At 67.5% G+C, this 19478-nt stretch carries 20 protein-coding genes; 14 read left to right on the top strand and 6 right to left on the bottom strand.

Annotation, left to right across the window (positions count from 1 at the left end; translation table 11 throughout):
• Positions 1-40: 40 nt before the first annotated feature.
• On the top strand, positions 41-352 hold the full coding sequence (locus tag AC1MED_RS04815; protein ID WP_479785741.1) for a hypothetical protein: 312 nt from the start codon (positions 41-43) through the stop codon (positions 350-352).
• A 27-nt stretch (positions 353-379) separates the two neighbouring features.
• The gene (locus tag AC1MED_RS04810; RefSeq protein ID WP_479785739.1) at positions 380-1540 is read left to right on the top strand and encodes a flavin-containing monooxygenase; all 1161 of its coding nucleotides are present in this window, start codon (positions 380-382) and stop codon (positions 1538-1540) included.
• A gap of 74 nt (positions 1541-1614) precedes the next feature.
• Here the strand turns inward: AC1MED_RS04810 and AC1MED_RS04805 are convergent, their stop codons facing one another.
• Positions 1615-1998 carry a VOC family protein gene (locus AC1MED_RS04805; RefSeq protein WP_479785737.1) on the bottom strand — a complete coding sequence of 128 codons (384 nt, stop codon included), beginning with the start codon at positions 1996-1998 and terminating at the stop codon, positions 1615-1617.
• Positions 1999-2310: 312 nt separating this feature from the next.
• Here AC1MED_RS04805 and AC1MED_RS04800 point away from each other — a divergent pair, with 312 nt between their 5' ends.
• Positions 2311-3069: a DinB family protein gene (locus AC1MED_RS04800; protein ID WP_479785736.1), complete on the top strand. Its 759-nt coding sequence runs from the start codon at positions 2311-2313 to the stop codon at positions 3067-3069.
• Between the two features lie 133 nt (positions 3070-3202).
• Here the strand turns inward: AC1MED_RS04800 and AC1MED_RS04795 are convergent, their stop codons facing one another.
• Positions 3203-3622 carry an ester cyclase gene (locus AC1MED_RS04795; RefSeq protein WP_479785734.1) on the bottom strand — a complete coding sequence of 140 codons (420 nt, stop codon included), beginning with the start codon at positions 3620-3622 and terminating at the stop codon, positions 3203-3205.
• A gap of 286 nt (positions 3623-3908) precedes the next feature.
• Between AC1MED_RS04795 and AC1MED_RS04790 the strand changes: the two genes are divergently transcribed.
• The 11 genes from AC1MED_RS04790 (at position 3909) to AC1MED_RS04740 (ending at position 14515) form a co-directional block, all read left to right on the top strand.
• Complete coding sequence (locus AC1MED_RS04790; protein WP_479785733.1) at positions 3909-4838, top strand: sigma-70 family RNA polymerase sigma factor; 930 nt, start codon at positions 3909-3911, stop codon at positions 4836-4838.
• A 48-nt stretch (positions 4839-4886) separates the two neighbouring features.
• Positions 4887-5384, top strand: a complete 498-nt coding sequence (locus AC1MED_RS04785; protein WP_479785731.1) for an SRPBCC family protein — start codon at positions 4887-4889, stop codon at positions 5382-5384.
• Positions 5385-5438: 54 nt separating this feature from the next.
• On the top strand, positions 5439-6023 hold the full coding sequence (locus tag AC1MED_RS04780; RefSeq protein WP_479785729.1) for a histidine phosphatase family protein: 585 nt from the start codon (positions 5439-5441) through the stop codon (positions 6021-6023).
• Between the two features lie 37 nt (positions 6024-6060).
• On the top strand, positions 6061-6750 hold the full coding sequence (locus tag AC1MED_RS04775) for a DedA family protein (protein ID WP_479785728.1): 690 nt from the start codon (positions 6061-6063) through the stop codon (positions 6748-6750).
• A 281-nt stretch (positions 6751-7031) separates the two neighbouring features.
• The gene (locus AC1MED_RS04770; RefSeq protein ID WP_479785726.1) at positions 7032-8432 is read left to right on the top strand and encodes an MFS transporter; all 1401 of its coding nucleotides are present in this window, start codon (positions 7032-7034) and stop codon (positions 8430-8432) included.
• Positions 8433-8453: 21 nt separating this feature from the next.
• Positions 8454-9158 (top strand): FadR/GntR family transcriptional regulator, encoded by a 705-nt coding sequence (locus AC1MED_RS04765; protein WP_479785724.1) that lies wholly within the window; start codon positions 8454-8456, stop codon positions 9156-9158.
• Between the two features lie 26 nt (positions 9159-9184).
• Positions 9185-10330, top strand: a complete 1146-nt coding sequence (locus tag AC1MED_RS04760) for an acetamidase/formamidase family protein (protein ID WP_479785723.1) — start codon at positions 9185-9187, stop codon at positions 10328-10330.
• On the top strand, positions 10327-11607 hold the full coding sequence (locus AC1MED_RS04755) for an amidase family protein (RefSeq protein ID WP_479785722.1): 1281 nt from the start codon (positions 10327-10329) through the stop codon (positions 11605-11607). Before AC1MED_RS04760 ends, AC1MED_RS04755 begins: the two co-directional genes overlap by 4 nt.
• A complete protein-coding gene (locus AC1MED_RS04750) occupies positions 11600-12355 on the top strand; it encodes a YoaK family protein (protein ID WP_479785721.1) in 756 nt (251 codons plus the stop codon). The genes AC1MED_RS04755 and AC1MED_RS04750 overlap by 8 nt, the downstream gene beginning before the upstream one ends.
• Positions 12356-12968: 613 nt before the next feature.
• The gene (locus tag AC1MED_RS04745) at positions 12969-13907 is read left to right on the top strand and encodes an Ltp family lipoprotein (RefSeq protein ID WP_479785720.1); all 939 of its coding nucleotides are present in this window, start codon (positions 12969-12971) and stop codon (positions 13905-13907) included.
• Positions 13908-14092: 185 nt separating this feature from the next.
• A complete protein-coding gene (locus tag AC1MED_RS04740) occupies positions 14093-14515 on the top strand; it encodes a hypothetical protein (RefSeq protein WP_479785718.1) in 423 nt (140 codons plus the stop codon).
• 116 nt (positions 14516-14631) lie between these two features.
• Here the strand turns inward: AC1MED_RS04740 and AC1MED_RS04735 are convergent, their stop codons facing one another.
• The 4 genes from AC1MED_RS04735 to AC1MED_RS04720 form a co-directional block, all read right to left on the bottom strand.
• Positions 14632-16524 (bottom strand): FAD-binding monooxygenase, encoded by a 1893-nt coding sequence (locus AC1MED_RS04735; protein ID WP_479785717.1) that lies wholly within the window; start codon positions 16522-16524, stop codon positions 14632-14634.
• A gap of 217 nt (positions 16525-16741) precedes the next feature.
• Positions 16742-18106, bottom strand: coding sequence for an MFS transporter (locus AC1MED_RS04730; protein ID WP_479785716.1), 1365 nt, complete (start codon positions 18104-18106; stop codon positions 16742-16744).
• 95 nt (positions 18107-18201) lie between these two features.
• Complete coding sequence (locus AC1MED_RS04725) at positions 18202-18522, bottom strand: GYD domain-containing protein (protein ID WP_346960380.1); 321 nt, start codon at positions 18520-18522, stop codon at positions 18202-18204.
• Between the two features lie 196 nt (positions 18523-18718).
• On the bottom strand, positions 18719-19471 hold the full coding sequence (locus AC1MED_RS04720) for an amino acid ABC transporter ATP-binding protein (RefSeq protein ID WP_479785714.1): 753 nt from the start codon (positions 19469-19471) through the stop codon (positions 18719-18721).
• Positions 19472-19478: the final 7 nt, after the last annotated feature.

Here is a 19478-nt window from a genome sequence, read left to right as displayed (position 1 = left end):
GCCCGATTCGCCGCGACGCAACGAAAAATAGCGTTAAGGCATGAACGTTTCAGTGCTCGCAGGAATGGTTTCCACCGGCCTCTTCGCGGTGAGCTACCTGCCCATGCTGCTCAAGGCCCTCCACACGAGGGATCTTGACTCTTACAGCCTCGGCTACCTCGCGCTGAGCAACGTCGCCAATGCAGTGCACTCCGTTTACGTCTTCAGCCTCCCGCTGGGGCCGATCTGGCTGCTGCATGCCTTCTACGTCGTCGCCTCCGCGCTGCTGCTCATCTGGTACCTGCGCTTCCGGTCCGGACCCGCAGGCCGCCCGGCGCCGCAGCAGGCACAGCGTTCACGACCACCCCACTGAGCATGCAACACCAAGGAGGCACCCACCATGAGCACCACCCCAGTAGCTGACACCGGCGGCGTCGTCGGCACCGGCAAAGTCAGCATTGGCGCCGTCGACACCGTCATCATCGGCGCCGGACAGTCCGGCCTGGCGCTGGGCTACTACCTGGCGCAGCAGCGCCGCGACTTTGTCATTCTCGACGCCGGCACACGGGTCGGCGAAGCGTGGCGGAACCGTTGGGACTCGCTACTGCTATTCACCCCCGCCAAGTACAACGGCCTGCCCGGCCGGCCCTTCCCAGGCGATCCGCTGGCCTTCCCCACCAAGGACGAGCAGGCGGACTATCTGGAGGACTACGCCTCCCGGTTCCACCTGCCCATTCGGCCCAACACGGCCGTCACCCGGCTGAGCCACGACGGGCAGCGGTTCCATGTCACGGCCGGGACGCAGCGCTGGACGGCGTCGAACGTCGTCCTCGCCACCGGCGCCTGCCAGCTGCCCAGGACGCCGGGCTTTGCGGCGGAACTGCCGTCCGACGTCGTGCAACTCCACTCCCGCGACTACAAGAACCCGGCCCAGCTCAAGCCCGGCCCCGTCCTGGTGGTGGGGGTGGGCAACTCCGGGGCGGAAATCGCCCTAGAGACCAGCCGCACCCATGGAACCTGGCTGGCCGGCAAGCCGAGCGGCGAGATCCCGTTCCGGCACGGCCGGACCGCGGCCCGCTTCGTCTTCCCGGTGGTCCGCTTCGCCGGGCTGCACGTACTGAACACCGGCACGCCGGTCGGACGCAAGATGCTGCCCAAGATCGCCGCCATGGCCAGGCCGCTGATCCGCACCAAGCTCGCGGACCTGCGTGCCGCCGGCGTCCACCTGGTGCCGCGGGTCACCGGAGTTGAGGACGGCCAAGTAATGCTCGACGGCGGCCGGCGCCTCCCGGTGGCAAATGTCATCTGGTGCACCGGATTCACCGAGGCCTACCCCTGGCTGGACATCCCGGCGCTGCCCGCGGACTGGCGGGAGCAGCAGCACCGCGGGATCGTGGACGCCCTGCCGGGCCTGTACCTGCTGGGGAAGGAGCTTCTCTTCGCCGAAGCGTCGGAAACCCTCCCCGGCGTGGCCCGGGACGCCAAATACCTGGCGAAGCAGCTCGCCGCCACCCGGGCCCCGCAGCACGCAGCGGAACTGCCGACCGGGCTGGCGGCTTAGCGCAGGGAGCCAGTTCCGTTCGGGTTCCTTGGCGGTGGCAGGGTTGCTTTGCCCCGTTGATCGGTGTCAGACTCCTACAACGAACGCTGGGCGATGTTGAGGATGTTGCCCTCGCTGTCCAGGAACCAGGCTCCCTTCCCCCAAGACGCCGTGGCAATGCCGTTCTCCGTCTTCAGGCCGGGGAAGTCGTACTCTTCAAAGACGACGCCGCGGCCCCGCAGTTCCTCCATCTCGCGTTCCAGATTGTCCGTTTCCCAGCCCAGTTGGGTGTTCTTGGCCGTCCCCGCATTGTCCGTCTGGTACACGAGGAAGCGGGTTCCCTGTCCGCAGCTGTACATCACGCTGCCCTCCTCCATGGATTCGGAGGGTTCGATGCCCAGCTTGTCCCGGTAGAACTCCTTCGCCCTGTTGATGTCCTTCGCGGGGAGGACAGCCATGATGTTTGAATCCTTGAACATGATGATTCCCTTCAGTGCGTTGATGACCGCAGTGATGGCGTTGCTCCCCCCGGTTTCGGTCCCCGGAATCATGGTCCGGAGCCCGTGACCGCCCCTCGCGCCTAGCCGGGGCAGCCACCTGGGACTCTCCGATGCCGCGCCACCCATCGCCGGCGCAAGGGGGTCCCCGAAGCTTATGTGGCCATTATGGACCGATCCGGTCCCGCAGAAAATGGGTTGTCGGTATCCCAAAGCGTTCGAGGACGGCCGGCTGCAACCACGGAACCCCGCCTGGGTGCTGCGCAGCTGACGCAGCCGTGGCAGAGTGCTGGCATGGCAGCTTTCACCCAGTCCGACGACCTCCAGGGAGCAACGTTCACCGACGTGAACCTGCGGGGCGCCCGGTTCGTCCGGTCCGACCTCTCCGGCGCGGTGATGCGCGCGGTCGACGCAGCCGGGGCGGATATCGATGCACCGTGGCTGCTCGAAGCCGGGAACACCCTGCGCATCAACGGCGTCGACGTCGTCCCCTACATCGAGGCGGAACTCAACCGCCGCTTCCCCGGCCGCGCCGAACGACGCGCCGGCGACCCGGAGGGGCTCCGTGCCGCCTGGGCCGTGCTGGAGCGGATCTGGCAGGCGACGCTGGATCGGGTCGCGGCGATGCCGCCCGGCACGGTTGATGTGTCGGTGGACGGTGAGTGGTCCTTCGCCCAGACATTGCGCCACCTGGTCATGGCCACGGACACGTGGCTGGGCCGGGGAATCCTCGAGTTGCAGCAGCCGTACCATCCCATCGGCCAACCCAACGCCGAGTACGAGACCGACGGGTACGATCTGGCCGTCTTCTCGAACGTCGCACCGCCGTATGCCGAGGTGCTCGAGGTCCGCTCAGAAAAGGCAGCCATGGTGCGGGACTACCTCGCCACCGTCACCGCGGCGGACCTGTCCGCGGGCCGCCGGAATCCGTGGGCCCCCGACCACCCGGTGACTGTCCGCTCCTGCCTGCACACCATCCTCAACGAGGAATGGGAACACCACCGCTACGCCGTCCGTGACCTCGACACGATCGAAGCGGGGCTCGGCAGGTAAGACCCGCCGCCCACCTCCACAGACAAGGGGGCTGTCCGCGTTCCGGTGGAAACGTGGGCAGCCCGGCTATCTGATCCCGACGGCGGTCGGTCCGGCCGCCGTCGTGGGTTGGTGTCGTCGTGCGTGGTGCCGCTCAGCCAACGGCCACCGCGCCGATTTGCTGCATCAGCGCCAGGTTGTCCGTGGTGCCCCAATGCTCGGCCACCTTGCCGTCCTCAACCCGGATGATGTCCGTGCAGTCGAACTCGACGCTCTTGCCCGTGGCCGGGATGCCGGCCATCTCGCCGCGGTGGGTCCCGGTCAGGATCACGTGGCATGCTTCCATGTTGCCGGCGGTCATTGAGGGCTCAATCGCTTTGACCTTGATGTCCGGGAAGGCCGACCGCATGGTGTTCACGAAAAATTTCACGCCGTCCTTGCCGGACGGCTGCCCGGGAAGGCCTTCCTCGTGATCGACGTAACTGTCCGTCGCCAGCTCATCAATTAGGGCAAGATTTCCGCTCTCCATGACGTCCCTGTAAAACCGCTCTATCAGTCCAATACCCTCCGACATTTCCTGCTCCTTGTAGGCGAGAGACCGAATTGGCTCCCCCAGGCATGTGGCCCGGCGCGGCCCGCCAAACCCGCCGCAGCCGTGGTTCCGTTCCGGGAGCGGCCGGGCGCGCGGCACCGGGAAAACCTGTGCCGAAGTAGTGGAGAAGGGGCGAATCGCCTCGTTAAGGCTGAAGCTAAACCCGGGCTTCTCGGGTGTCAAGATGCCGCCGGTTGAGGCCGCGGGTAATGTCACACCGGCCCCCTAGTCTGCCGTTAGAAGCTTGCAACGTCCGGCAGGGGATGACATGGCTGACCTGATAAACGACGACGGCGTCGCGGACTACCTGCGCCGGCTGAGCCGCTACGGCCTGCTCACCGCCGAGCAGGAAATGGACCTGGCGCGGGAGATCGAAGCTGGCCTTTTCGCGGAACAGCTCCTAGCGGACCTAACACCGCGGCCCGGTCAGGACGAGGAAGAGCTTCGGACGATTGTCCTGCTGGGCCGGCGTGCCTTCGACGCGCTGTTCCATGCCAACCTCCGCCTCGTGGTGTCGATCGCCACGCCCTACACCCGCCGCGGCCTCGACTTCGAGGACTTGATCCAGGAAGGAAACCTGGGACTGCACAAGGCCGTCCGCACCTTCGACTTCACCTTGGGTTTCCGGTTCTCCACCCACGCCACCTGGAGCATCCGGGCGGCCATCACCCGAGCGCTGGCGTGCGAGGCAAGGCTCATCCGGTTGCCGATTAACGTCGTGGAGCAGCTGCAGCAAGTACGGTCGGCACAACGGTCGGCCGCCATGACGGGCGCGGTCTGCCGCGCCGAAGATCTCAGCCGGCTGACCGGCAACGCGATCGGCAAAATTGAATGCCTGCTGACCGTGGATCAGCCCGTCGAATCGTTGGACGCCGAGGTCCCCGATGGCCGGGGCGGAACCGAAGTCCTGGCCGAACAGTTGCTGGACTCCACGGAGCCCGATGCGGCCGAGCCGCTCTTCCATCAACAAATGAAGGCACGAGTGCAGGCCGCACTCGGCACACTCGAGCCACGGGAGGCCCGGGTCATTGCGCTGCGCTTCGGCCTGACAGGCGGCGGAGGCCAACGCCTGGACGCGGTCGCGAAAGCCTGCGGCCTGACCCGCGAACGCACCCGCCAAATCGAGGTCGAAGCGATGGCGAAGCTCAGGGACCCAATCCGGTCCGACCTCCTGCGGGACTATCACGGTGTTGGCTAGGGCCTTCGATCGCTTCCGCCAGCGCCTGCGGGGTGCCAGAGTTGAATGATGAATGAGGAAGCCAGTCATGAGGAAACCGGCAACAAGGAAACCGGGACTGCGGAACCCGGCAGCCTGGTCCTGAACCTTGAGTTCACGCTCGACGCCGGCCCGGCGGAAGTCTTCAGGACGCTGACCGACCCGGCGGAACTGAAGACGTGGTGGGGCCCGCACGGCTTCACCATCCCTGAGGCGGAACTGAACCTAACGGTAGGCGGCGGGTACCGGTTCCGCATGACGCCACCGGACGGCGAACCGTTCCACCTCTCCGGCGAATACCTGGAGATCGACCCTCCCTGGCGCTTGGTCTACACCTTCAGGTGGGAGGAACCGGCGCCCGACGACCGGGAAACCGTCGCAGACCTCTCGCTTCTGAGCGCCGGCGACGGCACGCGCCTCGTCCTTTCGCAGGGACCGTTCCTGACGGAGGAACGGCTTGCCCTGCACCGCAACGGATGGACCGAGTCCTTCGAGAAGTTGCAGGCTGTCCTGGCCAGCCGCAGCTGAGGCGCCTGTGGCCCGCGGAACGGGGTCCAGACCAGCTCAGGGCACAATAGAACCATGCCCCTGACAACTTTTGCGCTGATCCGCCATGGCCAGACCGACTGGAACGCGCAGCGCCGGCTACAGGGATCCACCGATATTCCGCTGAACGACGTTGGCCGCAGCCAGGCGCGGGACGCCGCCGCCGCCCTGTCCGGCGACGCGTGGGACGCGATCGTCTCCTCGCCGCTGAGCCGGGCTGCTGAGACCGCTGACCTGATCGCGGCCGGGCTGGGGCTGAGCGTGGCCCGGCACGTTCCGGAGCTCACCGAGCGCTCCTTCGGCCCGGCCGAGGGTCTGCAGGACGGTCCGGAGCTGGATGCCCTGCGCATCCCCGGCGGTTTCCGCGGCGCCGAAAGCGAGGACGACGCCGCGGACCGCGGACTGGGCGCGCTCGAGGCGCTGGCGGAGGAGTTCCGCGGCGGCCGCGTCCTGGTGGTGGCGCACGGCTCGCTGCTCCGGGTGAGCCTGAGCCGCATCGCCGGACGACCGCTGCAGCGGGTCGACAACGCCGCGCTCAACCTGGCCCACCACCACGCCGTCGACGGCTGGCGGCTGGAATACTTCAACGGGGAGCGCCTGAACGCTGACGCTCTCGCCTGACCCGCCCATCATCAGGAACCACGCCTAAGATGGGCCCATGACTGCCTTGTCACTGAGTGCCGCGCTGTCCGTCCACCCGGCGACCGGGTTGCTCCCGCCGTGGCTGGATCCGAATGCATTCCTCCGCGACCCCGCGGTGACGCCCTGGCTCATCGTGGTGGTCTGCGCCTTCCTCTTCATCGAGACCGGACTGCTGGTGGGATTCTTCCTGCCCGGAGATTCACTGCTGTTCACCGCTGGCCTGCTGGTGGCCACGGGCACCGTCCCGGTCAACATAGTTCTGCTCGGAGCGGCGGCCTCCGTCGCGGCGTTCGCAGGCGATCAGACCGGCTACCTGATCGGGCGGAAGGCCGGCCCGGCGGTCTTCAAAAAACCAGACTCCAAGCTGTTGCGCAGCGAATACGTGGACAGGGCCCACGACTTCTTCCAAAAATACGGCCGCCGCTCCGTGGTCCTGGCCCGGTTCGTCCCCATCGTGCGGACCTTCCTGCCCGTGTCGGCGGGCGTCGGAAAAATGGGGCACCGGACCTTCATCGCCTTCAACGCCATGGGCGCCCTGCTCTGGGGCTTCGGGGTGACGCTCCTCGGGTTCGGGCTGGGCCAATACGACTGGATCGGCTCGAACATCGACCTCATCTTCATCGTCATTGTGGTGGTCTCCGTCATCCCGATCGGCGTCGAAGTGCTCAAGAAGCGCCACGCGAAGTCCTCCGACTCCGCCCAGTGATCCAGGACCCTGTTTCGGGACTTCAGCCGGCAGCCCAACCCGCCCCTGAACCTCCAGGGCCGCAGGCGTAACAAAGCGGTCCCCGGAAACAAAAGACCGCGTTTGCGGCGTACGGAAGTCGAAACCAATTCCTTCGTGTAACCGGCAGGTTAAACCCGGTTTCGGCTCCGTAAAAGACTCCTAACCCCCGCAAATTCAAGGGTTTTCGCCCCTTCCCGGCCTCTAGCTTTGTCATTGGTTCGACCAATGAACCAATCAGCCAAGAGCCCCAGGAGCATCCCTTGAACGTTTCGACCGCAGAAAAGCCGGCCACCGCCGGCGCCGTGCCGCCGCCCGGCACCGAGGGCACCGCGAGCCCCGCAACCGCCCCCGCCACGAACGCCGCCCCGGCCACCCGACGTCGTCTCCTCCCGGTCAGCGGTAAGCGCCCCGGACCCGTCGCCGTCACCCTGCTGTTCTCCCTCGGCTGGGTGTTTATGTACGCGGACCGCAACATCCTCTCCCCCGTCATGAGCGTCATCCAGGACCAGTGGGGCCTGAACAAGGGCCAGCTGGGCCTGATGTCCACCGTCTTCTTCATCACCTACGCCCTGATGCAGATCCCCACCGGCTACCTCGCGGACCGGATCGGCCGGGTCAAGGTGGTGGTGGCCGGCTACGTGGTCTTCGGCATCGGCACCATCCTGAGCGGCTTCGCCCCCGGCTTTATGGTCTTCCTGCTGATGCGCGCCTTCACCGGCCTCGGCGAAGGCACCTTCTACAGCCCGGTCTACGGCATCTCCTCCAGCTACATCTCGGACAAGTGGCGCGGCGTCTCGGCCGCCCTGATCAACAGCGGCATGGCCGTCGGCATCTCGCTGGGCTTCATCGGCTCCGGCTACTTCACCTTCACCCTGGGCCTGCCGTGGCACGCCTCCTTCCTCATCTTCGGTGCCGCCACCCTGGTGGTCGCCTTCCTGATCAACTACTACCTCGCCCCGATTGACGCCGAACACAAGGCCCAGGCAGCAGCGGCCGCGGCCACCCGCGCCGAGACCGACGCCCCCGCCGCCAAGGCCGACAACAAAGCCCTCTTCACCCGCAACCACATCCTCACCTACGTGCTGATCTTCTGCTCCCTCTACGGCTTCTTCTCGATGCTGACCTGGCTGCCCACCTACCTGCAGCAGGCCCGCGGCGTCGCCCCCTCCCAGACCGGCATCATCGCCTCCCTGGTGCCCTGGGCCTCCATCCCCGGCGCCATCCTCCTGAGCATGTGGGCCCGCCGGCTCAAGAACACCCGCCCGCTGATCGTCGCGCTCGCCGTCCTGGGCGGCCTGTGCCAGATCCTCGTGCCGCTGACCGGCGACTACTCCCTGATGATCGCGGGCCTGGTGGTCTACGGCCTGGTGGGCAAGCTGGCCCTGGACCCCATCCTGATCGCCTTCCTGGCCGAGAACACCCCGCGCTCCATGTACTCCGCGGCGTACGGCTACTTCAACTTCGCCGGCATGCTCTCCTCGATCTTCGCCCCCTACATCACCGGCGCCCTCGCCGACGCCACCGGAGCCCTGGAAGCCGGCTTCTACCTCTCCGCGGTACTGCTCCTGATCGGCGCCGTTGCGTTCTGCTTCACCCAGCCCGCCAGCGTCCCGGCCGAACCCGCCGCGTCTGCTGAGCCCGCGCTCCAGCCCGCCAACTAACACCAACGAAAGGCCCTTGCCGTGGATCAGCGCACCGACCCCCGTCCCACCCTTCGACGGGCCGCCTCGATGAGCGCGGAAGTTGCCGCCTACCTCGAACGCGAGATCGCCTCCCGCGGCCTCAAGCCCGGGGACCAACTCCCGCCCGAGCGCGAACTGGCCGCGCAGCTGTCCGTCTCGCGGGCTACCGTGCGCACCGCGCTCCAGGACCTGGAGTCCAAGCATCTGGTGGAACGCACCCGCGGCCGGGGCACCACCGTGGCGCAACCCCCGGCGCCGGTGAGCGAGCTGTATGCCCGGCTCGCCGGCGTCGGGCAGGCCCAGCAGGATGTGGCGGAACTGCGCGGCTCGCTCGAACCCCTGGTGGCCGAACTCGCGGCGGTGCGATCCAGCGCCGCGGACCTCATCCAGCTCCAAGACATCCTGGCCGCCTCCAGCGAACACCTCTCACCCGAGGAGGCACTGCGCCTGGACATCCAGTTCCACACCCTGCTGGCCCAGGCCGGCCGCAACCAGCTGATGGCCAGCGTCCTGACCCTGACGAGCTCCTGGACCTCCGAGGTCCGGCTGCCCTCCCACTCCACCCAGGAGGGACGCCGCTGCTCGATCGAGGGCCACCGGCTCATCCTCGACGCTGTCCTGGCCCGGGACGCCACCGGGGCCGGCATCGCCATGCGCGACCACCTCGCCGACGTCGCCGCGCTGATCCGCGGCCACCAGCACTGACACCCCCTACCCACCGGAGACCACCCGTGACCACCTCACTTTTCCAGCCCGCCTTGGCAACCCGCGCCGCCGGCGCCGGCAGCGCCAGCACCGCCGGCATCCTGCAGTCCTGGGACGGCATCCCGGACGGCACCACCTACCTGCCCTCCACCAAGGAGAACGTCCTCTGGGGCGCGCTCCCCTGCGCCGGCGACCGCCCGGTCCTCAGCATCGACCCCGGCACCGACGTCACCATCGACACCCTCAGCCACGAAGGGATCCTCGAAGACCAGGGCCGCGACCCACTCGCCTTCTTCGGCTCCCACGGCGTCCGCGAGCACCAGGTCCTCGAGGACGCCATCGATCTCGCCGCCTCGGACGTCCAGCGCCTCCCCGCGGGCCTTGGCCCGCACGTGGTCACCGGGCCGATCGCGGTGAAGGGCGCCCGCCCCGGCGACCTGCTGAAAATCACCGTGCTGGAAACTACCCCACGGGTGCCCTACGGCGTGATCTCCAGCCGGCACGGCCGCGGCGCGCTCAACGGCGAATTCCCGCTCGGCGCCGGCAGCTACAGCGCGTTCGCCACCGTCCGGGACACCGAGGACGGCACACCGTCAGGCTGGCTGCCGCTGCGGCCGGGCGCCGAACCGACCGTGCATTTCCCGCTCAAACCGTTCCTGGGCATCATGGGGATCGCAGTGGACGGCGGGCAGCGGCCGCACTCCGTCCCGCCCGGCGCCCACGGCGGCAACATCGACATCAACCTGCTCACCGCCGGCAACTCCCTCTACCTGCCGGTCCAGGTTCCCGACGCCCTGGCCTACGTGGGCGATCCCCATTTCGCCCAAGGCGACGGCGAGGTCTCGCTGACCGCCATGGAGGCCTCGCTCCGGGTCAGGCTCCGGTTCGACGTCGTGCCGCAGGACGAGGCGGTGCGGAACTTCGGCGAGCTCACCGGCCCGCTGGCCCAGACCCCGGAGTTTCTGGTCCCCACCGGCATGGACGAGGACCTGGACACGGCCGTGCAGAACTGCGTCCGCGCCGCCATCGCGCTGCTCCAGGCCCGCTACGGCATGGACCCCAGCCTCGCCTACGCCTACCTCAGCGCCGCCACGGACTTCAACATCTCCCAGGTGGTCGACCTGGTCAAAGGCGTCCACGCCCGCATCCGGGTCGAGGACTTCCTCCGGTGACCGCGGCGTCGCTGCCGGCCGCGCCGGACCTGTCGGTGTGGCGGGAGCTGGGCGATCCGCTGCTCCCCGCCACCGGCTCCGGCTCCCTGGACGGGTGGCGAGTGGCGGTCAAGGACCTGTTCGCGTTGGAAGGCTTCGCGGTGGGCGCAGGCAATCCGGACTGGTTGGCCGGCGCCACGCCGGAGACGACGACGGCGGCCGCGCCGGCTGCGCTGCTGGCCGCCGGCGCCGCGGTGGCCGGGATCGCCCGGACCGACGAGTTCGCCTACAGCCTGGCCGGAACCAACGCGCACTACGGCACCCCGCCGAACCCGAAGGCGTCGGGCCGGATCAGCGGCGGCTCCTCCTCCGGCTCGGCGAGCGCCGTGTCACTGGACCAGGCCGACGTCGGACTCGGCACGGACACCGGCGGCTCCATCCGGGTCCCCGCCGCCTATCAGAGCCTCTACGGCATCCGCACCAGCCACGGCGCTGTGTCCACGGACGGGCTGCTGCCGCTGGCGCCGTCCTTCGACACGGTCGGCTGGATGACCCGCGACGCCGGGACGCTGGCCGCCGTCGGCGAGGTGCTGCTGCCGCGGCACTCTCCTTCCGGATCGTCCGGGGCGCTGGCCGGGGCGGAGCCCGGGCAGTTTACCGGGGCGCAGTTCGCTCCGGCACTGCTGGCCCTGGCGGAGCCCGACGTGGGGCTCGCCGTCCGGGAGTTCCTCGACGGCTGGGCCGGGACCGCCGGTGTGCCGGGCCTGGTCGCCGGGGATTTCCCTGTCCATGAGCTGCCGCGCTGGCTCGCGGCGTTCCAGACCGTGCAGGGTTTCGAGGCGTGGGAACAGCACGGCGGCTGGATCAGCCGGCACTGGGAATCGCTGGGGACCGACGTGGCCGCCCGGTTCAGGACGGCCTCGCTGATCCTGCCGGACCAGGCCGAGGCTGCCCGGGACGTGCTCCGGGCCGCCCGGCAGCAGCTCCGCGCCCGGGTGGGCGGCGGGCTCCTGGTGCTGCCCTCGGCGTCGTCCGTGGCGCCGTTGGTCAAGGACGCCGAGGCGGGAGGCGCGGGGATCGAAGCCGTGCGCCGCTCCACCATGCAGCTGACCTGTATCGCGGGCATTGCCGGGCTCCCGGCGGTCAACATCCCGCTGACCACCTCCGCCGGGCTGCCCTGCGGCGTGAGTATTGTGGGTCCGGTACACCGCGACGCCGACCTCCTCCGCCTGGCCTGCCAGCTCGGCACGCCGCCCACGACGGCCCGGCCCCAGCAACGAAAGATGATCCATGCTTAAACGATTGAAGTCCGCCGAACAGGCCCGGCTGCACCTGATCCTGATGCTTGTGCTGACGTTCTCCACCGGCGTCATCGACGCTGTGGGCTACCTCGGCCTGGACCGGGTCTTTACCGGCAACATGACCGGCAACGTGGTGATCCTGGGCATGGCACTGATCGGCGCGGACAACCTGCCGGTGGTGGGCCCCTTGATCGCGCTGGCCTGCTTTATGCTCGGCGCCGTGGTGGCCGGCCGCGTCCTCCGCCCCGAAGCCGCGGGCTGGAGCCGCCGGACCACGGGACTGCTCACCGCCGTCGGGCTCACCATGGCCGCGGTCGCCGTCGTCCTGTTCTTCCACGCCCCGCACGCCGGCGACCCGGTGACGCTGGCGATCACCGGCGCGCTCGCGGTCGCGATGGGCATCCAGGCGGCGACCGCCCGGCACCTGGCCGTCAAGGACGTCACCACCGTGGTGGTCACCTCGACGCTGACCGGACTGGCCGCGGACTCCCGGCTGGGCGGCGGATCCGGCACCCACACCGGCCGCCGGCTCGGCGCCGTCGTGCTGATCCTGTGCGGCGCCACCGTGGGCGCGGCCCTGCTGCACGTGCACCCGGGACTCGGGGTGCTCCTGACTGCGCTGCTCAGCCTCGGCGTCGCGGTGGCCGGCGGGATCGCGCGGACCCGCACTCTGGTGAAAGAGCCGGTCCGTGAAGAAAACACTGGCCGATTGCAAATGTCGCAGGAGTCGTCGGGGTCGGTTTGAGCTGACCACTCCGCTGGGACCGCTGAGAACCCCCAGCGAGGCACAAAGGGGGCCACCGCTAACCATGTCGTTCTCGATGATGCCAGCTCCGTCGCATTTGTCCGCAGGGTACCTGTATCGCTCAAAAGCCGCACCGCAGGGTGAACCTCCGGCCATGGACCAATTGCTGCCCACATCTGCACAATCATGCGTAGCCCCCCCTACAAGAATGGGCGAGGCTTTTAAACCCTTGGTTTAGATCATTCCTTGCTAAAGATCAGCTTGCTTCTTAATTCACAGGTTTATAGATATTGAGATGCCCGATTCAGGACGGATCTGCGCATCCAAGCGTCCACTGGCTAAACAGTTACAAATTGCCCAAGAAACGACCCAGAGGTCATTTCCCAGCGTATTGGGTTCAATTTCGCGGTTTGCATGTAACATCCGTTTTGCGGGTATCTAAACCCGCGACGCTAGTGGGGGAAGCGAACATGCTTGTGACTGTTGGCTGGGGAGCAATGCTGCCTCTGCGGCCTGCGTTTCAGACCGGGCTCCCTCTATGCGCGTCCATCACAGCACCCACTCCGCACGCTTCACATCGCACGTCGGTCAGGTGTCCTATGAAAGGACTCTCATGAGCCAAAACCCAAATCTCGCCCCTTATCCGCAGTTCCCTGGATACGGGGAGCCGTTGCAGAGCCAGAAGTCGTTCCTCGTAACCTGGCTGCTGTCCCTCTTGCTCGGTATTCTCGGCGTCGACCGGTTCTATCTCGGCAAGGTCGGAACCGGCATCCTTAAGCTGGTGACTTTCGGCGGCCTGGGAATCTGGGCCCTGATCGACCTCATCCTCGTTCTGGCGAACAAAACCCGGGATAAGCAGGGTCTTCCGCTGGAGGGCTACGACAAGCACAAGAAGATTGCCCTGATCATCACCGGCGCCTTCCTGCTTCTAAGCATCATTGTCAACGGCAGCCGCGCCGGCGCTGCCACCACGTCCGCTACTCCTGCATCCGCCCTGAGCGACTCCGCCGGCGCCACCGCCGCTGCGGTTCCGTCCGAGACCGCGACCGTGGACCCCGCCGTCGCCAAGGCCGAGGCGGAAGCGGCCGAAAAGGCCGCCAAAGCCGAAGCTGACGCCGCAGCTAAGGAAGCCAAAGCGAAAGCCGATGCAGACGCGAAGGCCAAGGCGGCTGCCGACGCGGCGGCCAAGAAAGCCAAGGCTGACGCCGAGGCAAAGGCCAAGGCCGACGCTGCTGCGGCTGCCAAGGCAATTGCCGATGCCGGAACGATGAGCCAGCAGAACGCGCGTGGCGCGGCTGCCGACTACCTGGATTACTCGGCATTTTCACGCACAGGCCTGATTAAGCAGTTGGAATTCGAGAAGTATTCGCCCGCGGATGCGACCTGGGCCGTGGACCACTTGACTGTCAATTGGAACGAGCAGGCCGCCAAGGCGGCCAAGGACTACCTTGACTACTCGTCCTTCTCGCGTCCGGGACTGGTGGACCAACTGATCTTCGAGGGGTACACCCCGGCGCAGGCCGAGTACGGAGTGAGCAAGACGGGCCTCTAGCCGCAGGTAGATGTTCACTTTGCGACTGGCCGTTCGAACCAGAGCCGGAACTCCTACTCCAACGTGGTTCCGTAGCCCGCTGGATGAGATCCGAATCTATATGGCGCTGACCGAAGGTTCCTGCGCGACCTGATTGATCGAGCCCGCGGAGGGCTCATAACTTTGAACAAACGAAAATGGGAAAAATGAAGAAAGAACTGGCCCTGACGGGCTTGCTGTGCCTCGCGCTGTCAGGATGCGCGGGAGCAAATACGCCCCAGGCTGCTCCGACCGTCACAGAGACTGTGACGGTGACCGAAACGGCCACCGCAACAGTAACGGCTATCGTGACAGCAGAAGCCGCGGCACCGATTGCTGCAGCGCCCGTGGCCGCTAAACCTGCTGCTCCCGCTCCGCCCAAGACAGCCGTGATTCCGGCCGCGGTTCAGGGCATGAACGCCCAAGCCCTCGACGACGACCTGACCGCATTGGGATTCGAGAACATCATCTACAACTCCGATACGGGCAAGACGGTCCTCTTGCTGCGCAACTGGACGGTGACCGGAATCGACAACCCGGGCGCTAAGCAGGCCATTAGCAAGGCCGTTGTCGTTCACGTGACCAAATAGCCGTGCGGCGGGTGCAGATGGCCTCATTCGGCCATCTGCACCCTCCGTTCCCTTCACCGAGTGCTGACGGTGGGCATCCGACTGACAGGGACTGTCAGCCGGCGCCCGCACCCCACTCAGACCGACGAACGCTCCCCTACCAGCGGAGCGAAAAAGGCGGCAAGCTCCGCCGTCGCCGTCAGGGGCAGGACCGTGGCCACGTACTGGTCCGGCCGCACCACCACCACCACGCCGCCGCGGTCCAGGCCGCGCTGCTCAAAGATGTCCGCCCGCGGATCCGCGGCGTAGACCTTCTCGAGGTAGTTCAGCTGGAACGGCCCCACCTGCGGCTTGAACACTGCCGGCACGGCACTGATGTCCACGCTCGTGTGCTCCTGCTGGTAGATGACCTTGACGTCGAACCAGGCGTCGCGGTCCAAACCCTCGGGGGTGGCGGCGAGCGGCGAATCCGGCGCGTCCGCCAGCCAGGCGGCCAGGTCCGTGGTGGGCGACGGGGCGCCGGGTACGGCCGGGTCCGCGAAGACGTAGATCCGCCACCGTCCGTCGGCCGTGGCCTGGTGGCCCAGGTGCAGCGGGTTGGTGTCGCAGACCCGCACCACGGGCGCGGACTTGAAGCGCTTGCCGATGGGGAAGCCGGTGGCCAGCTCCTGGTGCGTGGCCTCGCCAATCAGCATCGACGGGGTGTACTGGGTCATAAAGCCGGCCGGGAACTCCGCGGTGCTGACGTAGAAATCCTCCAGCTGGGACGGGCTGTCGAACTCCTCAGGCTTCTTGGCCATCAGCGTCGACCATTCCTTGTCGAAGTCGATGAGGTTCTTCGCGACTACCTGGCGTTCAGCCGAGTACGTGGCCAGCAGGCTCTCCGGGCTGCGGCCTTCCAGCACGTGCCCCAGCTTCCAGCCCAGGTTAAAGCCGTCCTGCATGGAGACGTTCATGCCCTGGCCGGCCTTGGCGCTGTGGGTGTGGCAGGCGTCGCCGGTGATGAACACGCGCGGCGTGCGGGTGCCAAGGTCCTCCGGGAGGACGTCGTCGAACCGGTCGGTGAGACGGTGGCCCACCTCGTAGACGCTGTGCCAGGCGACGTTGCGCACGTCGAGCGTGTAGGGATGGATGATGGCGTTCGCCTTGGCGATGATCTGCTCGATGCTGGTGCTGCGCACCGCGCCGGCGTCGCCCTCCGGGACCACCCCGAGGTCCACGTACATGCGGAAGAGGTGGCCGCCCTCGCGCGGGATCAGCAGGATGCTGCCGCCGGCGCCCGAGGTAATGGCGCACTTGGTGCGGATGTCCGGGAAGTCGGTGTTGGCGAGCACGTCCATCACGCCCCAGGCATGGTTGGCCTTATCGCCCGCCATGGTGCAGCCGATCGCGTCCCGCACCTTGCTCCGGGCACCGTCCGCGCCCACGACGTATTTGGCCCGGACGGTGCGTTCCCGGCCGGCGTCGGGTCCGGAGGTGTGCGCGAGCGTCACGGTGACGGGGTATTCCCCCTCGCCGACCTCCAGCCCGTGGAATTCGTAGCCGTAGTCCGGTTTCATCCGGGTGGGCGCGTTGGCCATAACCTCGGCGAAGTAGTCCAGGACGCGGGCCTGGTTGACGATCAGGTGCGGGAACTCGCTGATCCCGGCCGGGTCATCCAGGGTGCGCGCGGCGCGGACAATGCGGGACGGATCCGCGGGGTCCGGCTTCCAGAACGCCATCTCGGTGATCCGGTACGCCTCGGCGATGACCCGCTCGGCGAAGCCGAAGGCCTGGAACGTCTCGACGCTCCGGGCCTGGATGCCGTCCGCCTGGCCGATGGCGAGCCGGCCGGGCCGGCGCTCCACGATCCGCGTCGTGATGTCGGGGAACTGCGAGAGCTGGGCGGCGGCGACCATGCCCGCGGGCCCGGTGCCCACAATCAGCACGTCGACGACGTCGGGAAGCTCTGCCGGGCGGTCGACGCCGACGCCGGCGGCCGGCTGGACCCGCGGGTCCCCGGATACATAGCCGTGGTGGTGGAAGTGCACGGGATTTCCTTACGTCGTTGTAGGGCTGGCTGGCGCCATCAAGATGATATTGTTCGATAATAGAACTAGCTGTTCTAATATCGAACCGCTGAGTTGACTATAGGCGCCCCGAGGGCACGCAGGCAAATACTTTGTGGCTCCGCTCACACATAGCCCCCGCGGTGCGCGGGCGTCAAGGGCGCCGTGGCCGCCGTCGGCGGTGCCCGCCCTAGCCGGACTAGGCCGGCCGCCGCTCCCGCCAGAGCAGCGACACGATGAAGACCACCGCGCCCAGGCCTAGCATGACGAACACCATCAGCCCCCAGTTCGCCTGGGTGACGCCGGTGCCGTAGAAGATGCCGATCAGCACGGTGGCGGTGATGGCGCCGAGGTAGCGGCAGGTCTGGTAGATCCCGGCCGCCACGCCGCGCTCCTCCAGCCGGGTGGAGAGGTACATGCCCTGGCTCGACGCGATGCTGACCACGCAGTACGGCACCCCCAGCAGCGCCGTCATCGCCAGCACCAGCGGCGCGGCGAGGGACGCGGTCAGCAGCCACATGGTGCCGGACGCGACGATCAGCAGCACGACGCCGGCAATCAGCACCCGCCGCACGCCGAACCTGTCAATGGCACGGACCGCGAAGGGCGTCCCGACCACCGAGATCGCGGCGAGCGGCAGCATCAGCAGGCCCACAATCCCCGGGTCGTAGCCGCCGGCGGTCTGCAGCAGCTGCGGGAGGCCGAAGAACGCGAAGTAGTAGACGCCGTTGAACAGCGCGAAGCCCAGGTAGACCAGCAACAGCGGCCGGTTGCGGCCCAGCAGCCGCAGGTCCAGGAAGGGCGGGCTGAAGCGCAGTTCCCGCACGGTGAACAGCACCGCGAGCAGCAGTCCGCCGCCCAGCAGCCACCACCGGTAGTCGGGCAGCACATTGAGCAGCGCCATCATCACCAGCACCAGCGCCCCGATGAACGCGCCGATGCCGGGCAGGTCCGAGTCGCGGAGGAGTTCCGACACCCGGCCGCGTTCCCGCTCGCGGTCCGCCGGGGCAAACCGGCGGACCACCAGGATCGCCGCCAGGGCCAGGGGCACGTTGATCAGGAACAGCGCCTGCCAGCCCACCAGGCTCACCAGCAGTCCGCCCACCACCGGCCCGACGGCGGCGGCCGAGGTGTTCGCCATCTGGATCCGGCCCAGCGGCCGGGTGGATTTCACGTTGGCCTGCCGCGCCAGCGCCGCGACCATCACGACGGCGCTGGGATACGCCGTCGCAGTCCCCAGCGCCATAAACGCCCGCGCGACGCAGAGCAGCGCGAAGTTCGGCGCGAACGGGGCCAGCGCGCAGGTCACCGCCACCAGTGCCATGCCCAGCAGGAACAGCCGGCGCGGGCCGAACCGGTCCGCGAGCCGTCCCATCAGCGGCTGGCCGGCCGCCGAGGTGAGGTAGAAGGAGGTGACCACCCAGGTGACCGTGGCGACGTCGAGCGCGAAATCCGCGCGCAGCACCACCAGCGCGACGGCGATCATCGAGGAGTTCAGCGGGTTCAGCGCCGTGCCGAGGCTGAGTCCTGCGATGGCGATGCCGGTGCGGGGAGAGTTGCTCACGGCAACAGTCTGTCCTACGGGGCGGGTCGAATCGAACTCTCCGGCGTTACCGGACCGGCGGACGCGTCACACAGTGCGGGCTATTGCGGGCAGCCCTACTGGCCCGGCGCCCGGTAGGTGGGTGTCTTCTTGACCGCTTCGTCGATGTCCTCCACTGACATGAGCGGCTTCAGGCGAACGTTGACGTTGCCGGTGGCGTTGATCATCAGTGAGAGGGCGGCGGCGTCGGCGTCGCTTGGGGCTTCCAGGACGCCCAGGACGTCGGTGTCCCCGAAGGCGTAATAGAAGCATTCGAGCGTTCCGCCGACGGATTTGAGGGCGTCCACCAGGGCGTCGCGGCGCTTGCTGCCGCCCTCCCGCATCAGTCCTTTGATTCCTTCGCCCAGATAATTGGCTTCAAACAGATACTTGGTCATGGCGATTCCTGTCCCGTGACGTCCAGGACGCGGGCATCCGGAGGTGTGCCTGGCACCCCAGCGAGGGAGGGTCCTGGAGCCGGTCCCCGGAGTGGGGCCGTCGAGGCACAGCGTAGGCTCACTGCGGCACACTGACAACGGCTGCGGGAAAATCCGGCAGCTGTTCAGCGCCGCCGGACCGTCTCCCGGTGACGCGTCAGAGGACCTTGGAAAGGAACGCCTTCGTCCGGTCGTGCTGCGGGTCGCTGAGGAGCTGCCGGGGAGGTCCGGCTTCCACCACCACACCCTCATCCATAAAGACCAGGGTGTCCGCGACTTCCCGGGCGAAGCCCATCTCATGGGTCACCACGATCATGGTCATACCGCTCTTGGCCAGCCCCTTCATGACGTCCAGGACCTCGCCCACCAACTCCGGGTCCAGGGCGCTGGTCGGTTCGTCGAAGAGCATCAGTTTCGGGTCCATGGCCAGGGCCCGGGCGATGGCCACACGCTGCTGCTGGCCGCCGGACAGGTGGGCCGGATAGGCATCGCCCTTGTCCTCCAGCCCCACCCGCTCCAGCAGTTCCATGGCCCTGGCGGTGGCCGCTGCCTTGGACTGCTTTTTCACCCGCATGGGAGCAAGGGTGATGTTCTCCAACGCGGTGAGATGCGGGAACAGGTTGAACCTCTGGAAGACCATCCCAATGTCCTGCCGTTGGTGCGCCGCTTCACTGAGCTTGAGCTCGTAGAGCTTTCCGCCCCGTTGACGGTAGCCAACCAGCTGGCCCTCTACCGAGAGCCTGCCGCCGTCGACGCGTTCCAGGTGGTTGATGCAGCGCAGGAAGGTCGATTTGCCTGAGCCGCTGGGGCCGACGATGCAGAGCACTTCGCCGCGGTCCACTTCCAGGCTGATCCCGCGCAGCACCTTGTTGGTGCCGAAGTTCTTAGAAACCTTTTCTGCAAGGACCATGGGCGCG

The organism is Arthrobacter sp. BI5, from assembly GCF_056680065.1.
This window is presented reverse-complemented; position numbering and strand designations above follow the sequence as displayed.

Bases quoted from the DNA above. Each gene is read 5' to 3' on its own strand.
- AC1MED_RS04745 (WP_479785720.1), top strand. From the start codon at position 12,969: ATGAGCCAAAACCCAAATCTCGCCCCTTATCCGCAGTTCCCTGGATAC.
- AC1MED_RS04780 (WP_479785729.1), top strand. From the start codon at position 5,439: ATGCCCCTGACAACTTTTGCGCTGATCCGCCATGGCCAGACCGACTGG.
- AC1MED_RS04750 (WP_479785721.1), top strand. From the start codon at position 11,600: ATGCTTAAACGATTGAAGTCCGCCGAACAGGCCCGGCTGCACCTGATC.
- AC1MED_RS04790 (WP_479785733.1), top strand. From the start codon at position 3,909: ATGGCTGACCTGATAAACGACGACGGCGTCGCGGACTACCTGCGCCGG.
- AC1MED_RS04795 (WP_479785734.1), bottom strand. From the start codon at position 3,622: ATGTCGGAGGGTATTGGACTGATAGAGCGGTTTTACAGGGACGTCATG.
- AC1MED_RS04815 (WP_479785741.1), top strand. From the start codon at position 41: ATGAACGTTTCAGTGCTCGCAGGAATGGTTTCCACCGGCCTCTTCGCG.
- AC1MED_RS04725 (WP_346960380.1), bottom strand. From the start codon at position 18,522: ATGACCAAGTATCTGTTTGAAGCCAATTATCTGGGCGAAGGAATCAAA.
- AC1MED_RS04720 (WP_479785714.1), bottom strand. From the start codon at position 19,471: ATGGTCCTTGCAGAAAAGGTTTCTAAGAACTTCGGCACCAACAAGGTG.
- AC1MED_RS04800 (WP_479785736.1), top strand. From the start codon at position 2,311: ATGGCAGCTTTCACCCAGTCCGACGACCTCCAGGGAGCAACGTTCACC.
- AC1MED_RS04785 (WP_479785731.1), top strand. From the start codon at position 4,887: ATGAATGAGGAAGCCAGTCATGAGGAAACCGGCAACAAGGAAACCGGG.
- AC1MED_RS04805 (WP_479785737.1), bottom strand. From the start codon at position 1,998: ATGTTCAAGGATTCAAACATCATGGCTGTCCTCCCCGCGAAGGACATC.
- AC1MED_RS04810 (WP_479785739.1), top strand. From the start codon at position 380: ATGAGCACCACCCCAGTAGCTGACACCGGCGGCGTCGTCGGCACCGGC.
- AC1MED_RS04775 (WP_479785728.1), top strand. From the start codon at position 6,061: ATGACTGCCTTGTCACTGAGTGCCGCGCTGTCCGTCCACCCGGCGACC.
- AC1MED_RS04740 (WP_479785718.1), top strand. From the start codon at position 14,093: ATGAAGAAAGAACTGGCCCTGACGGGCTTGCTGTGCCTCGCGCTGTCA.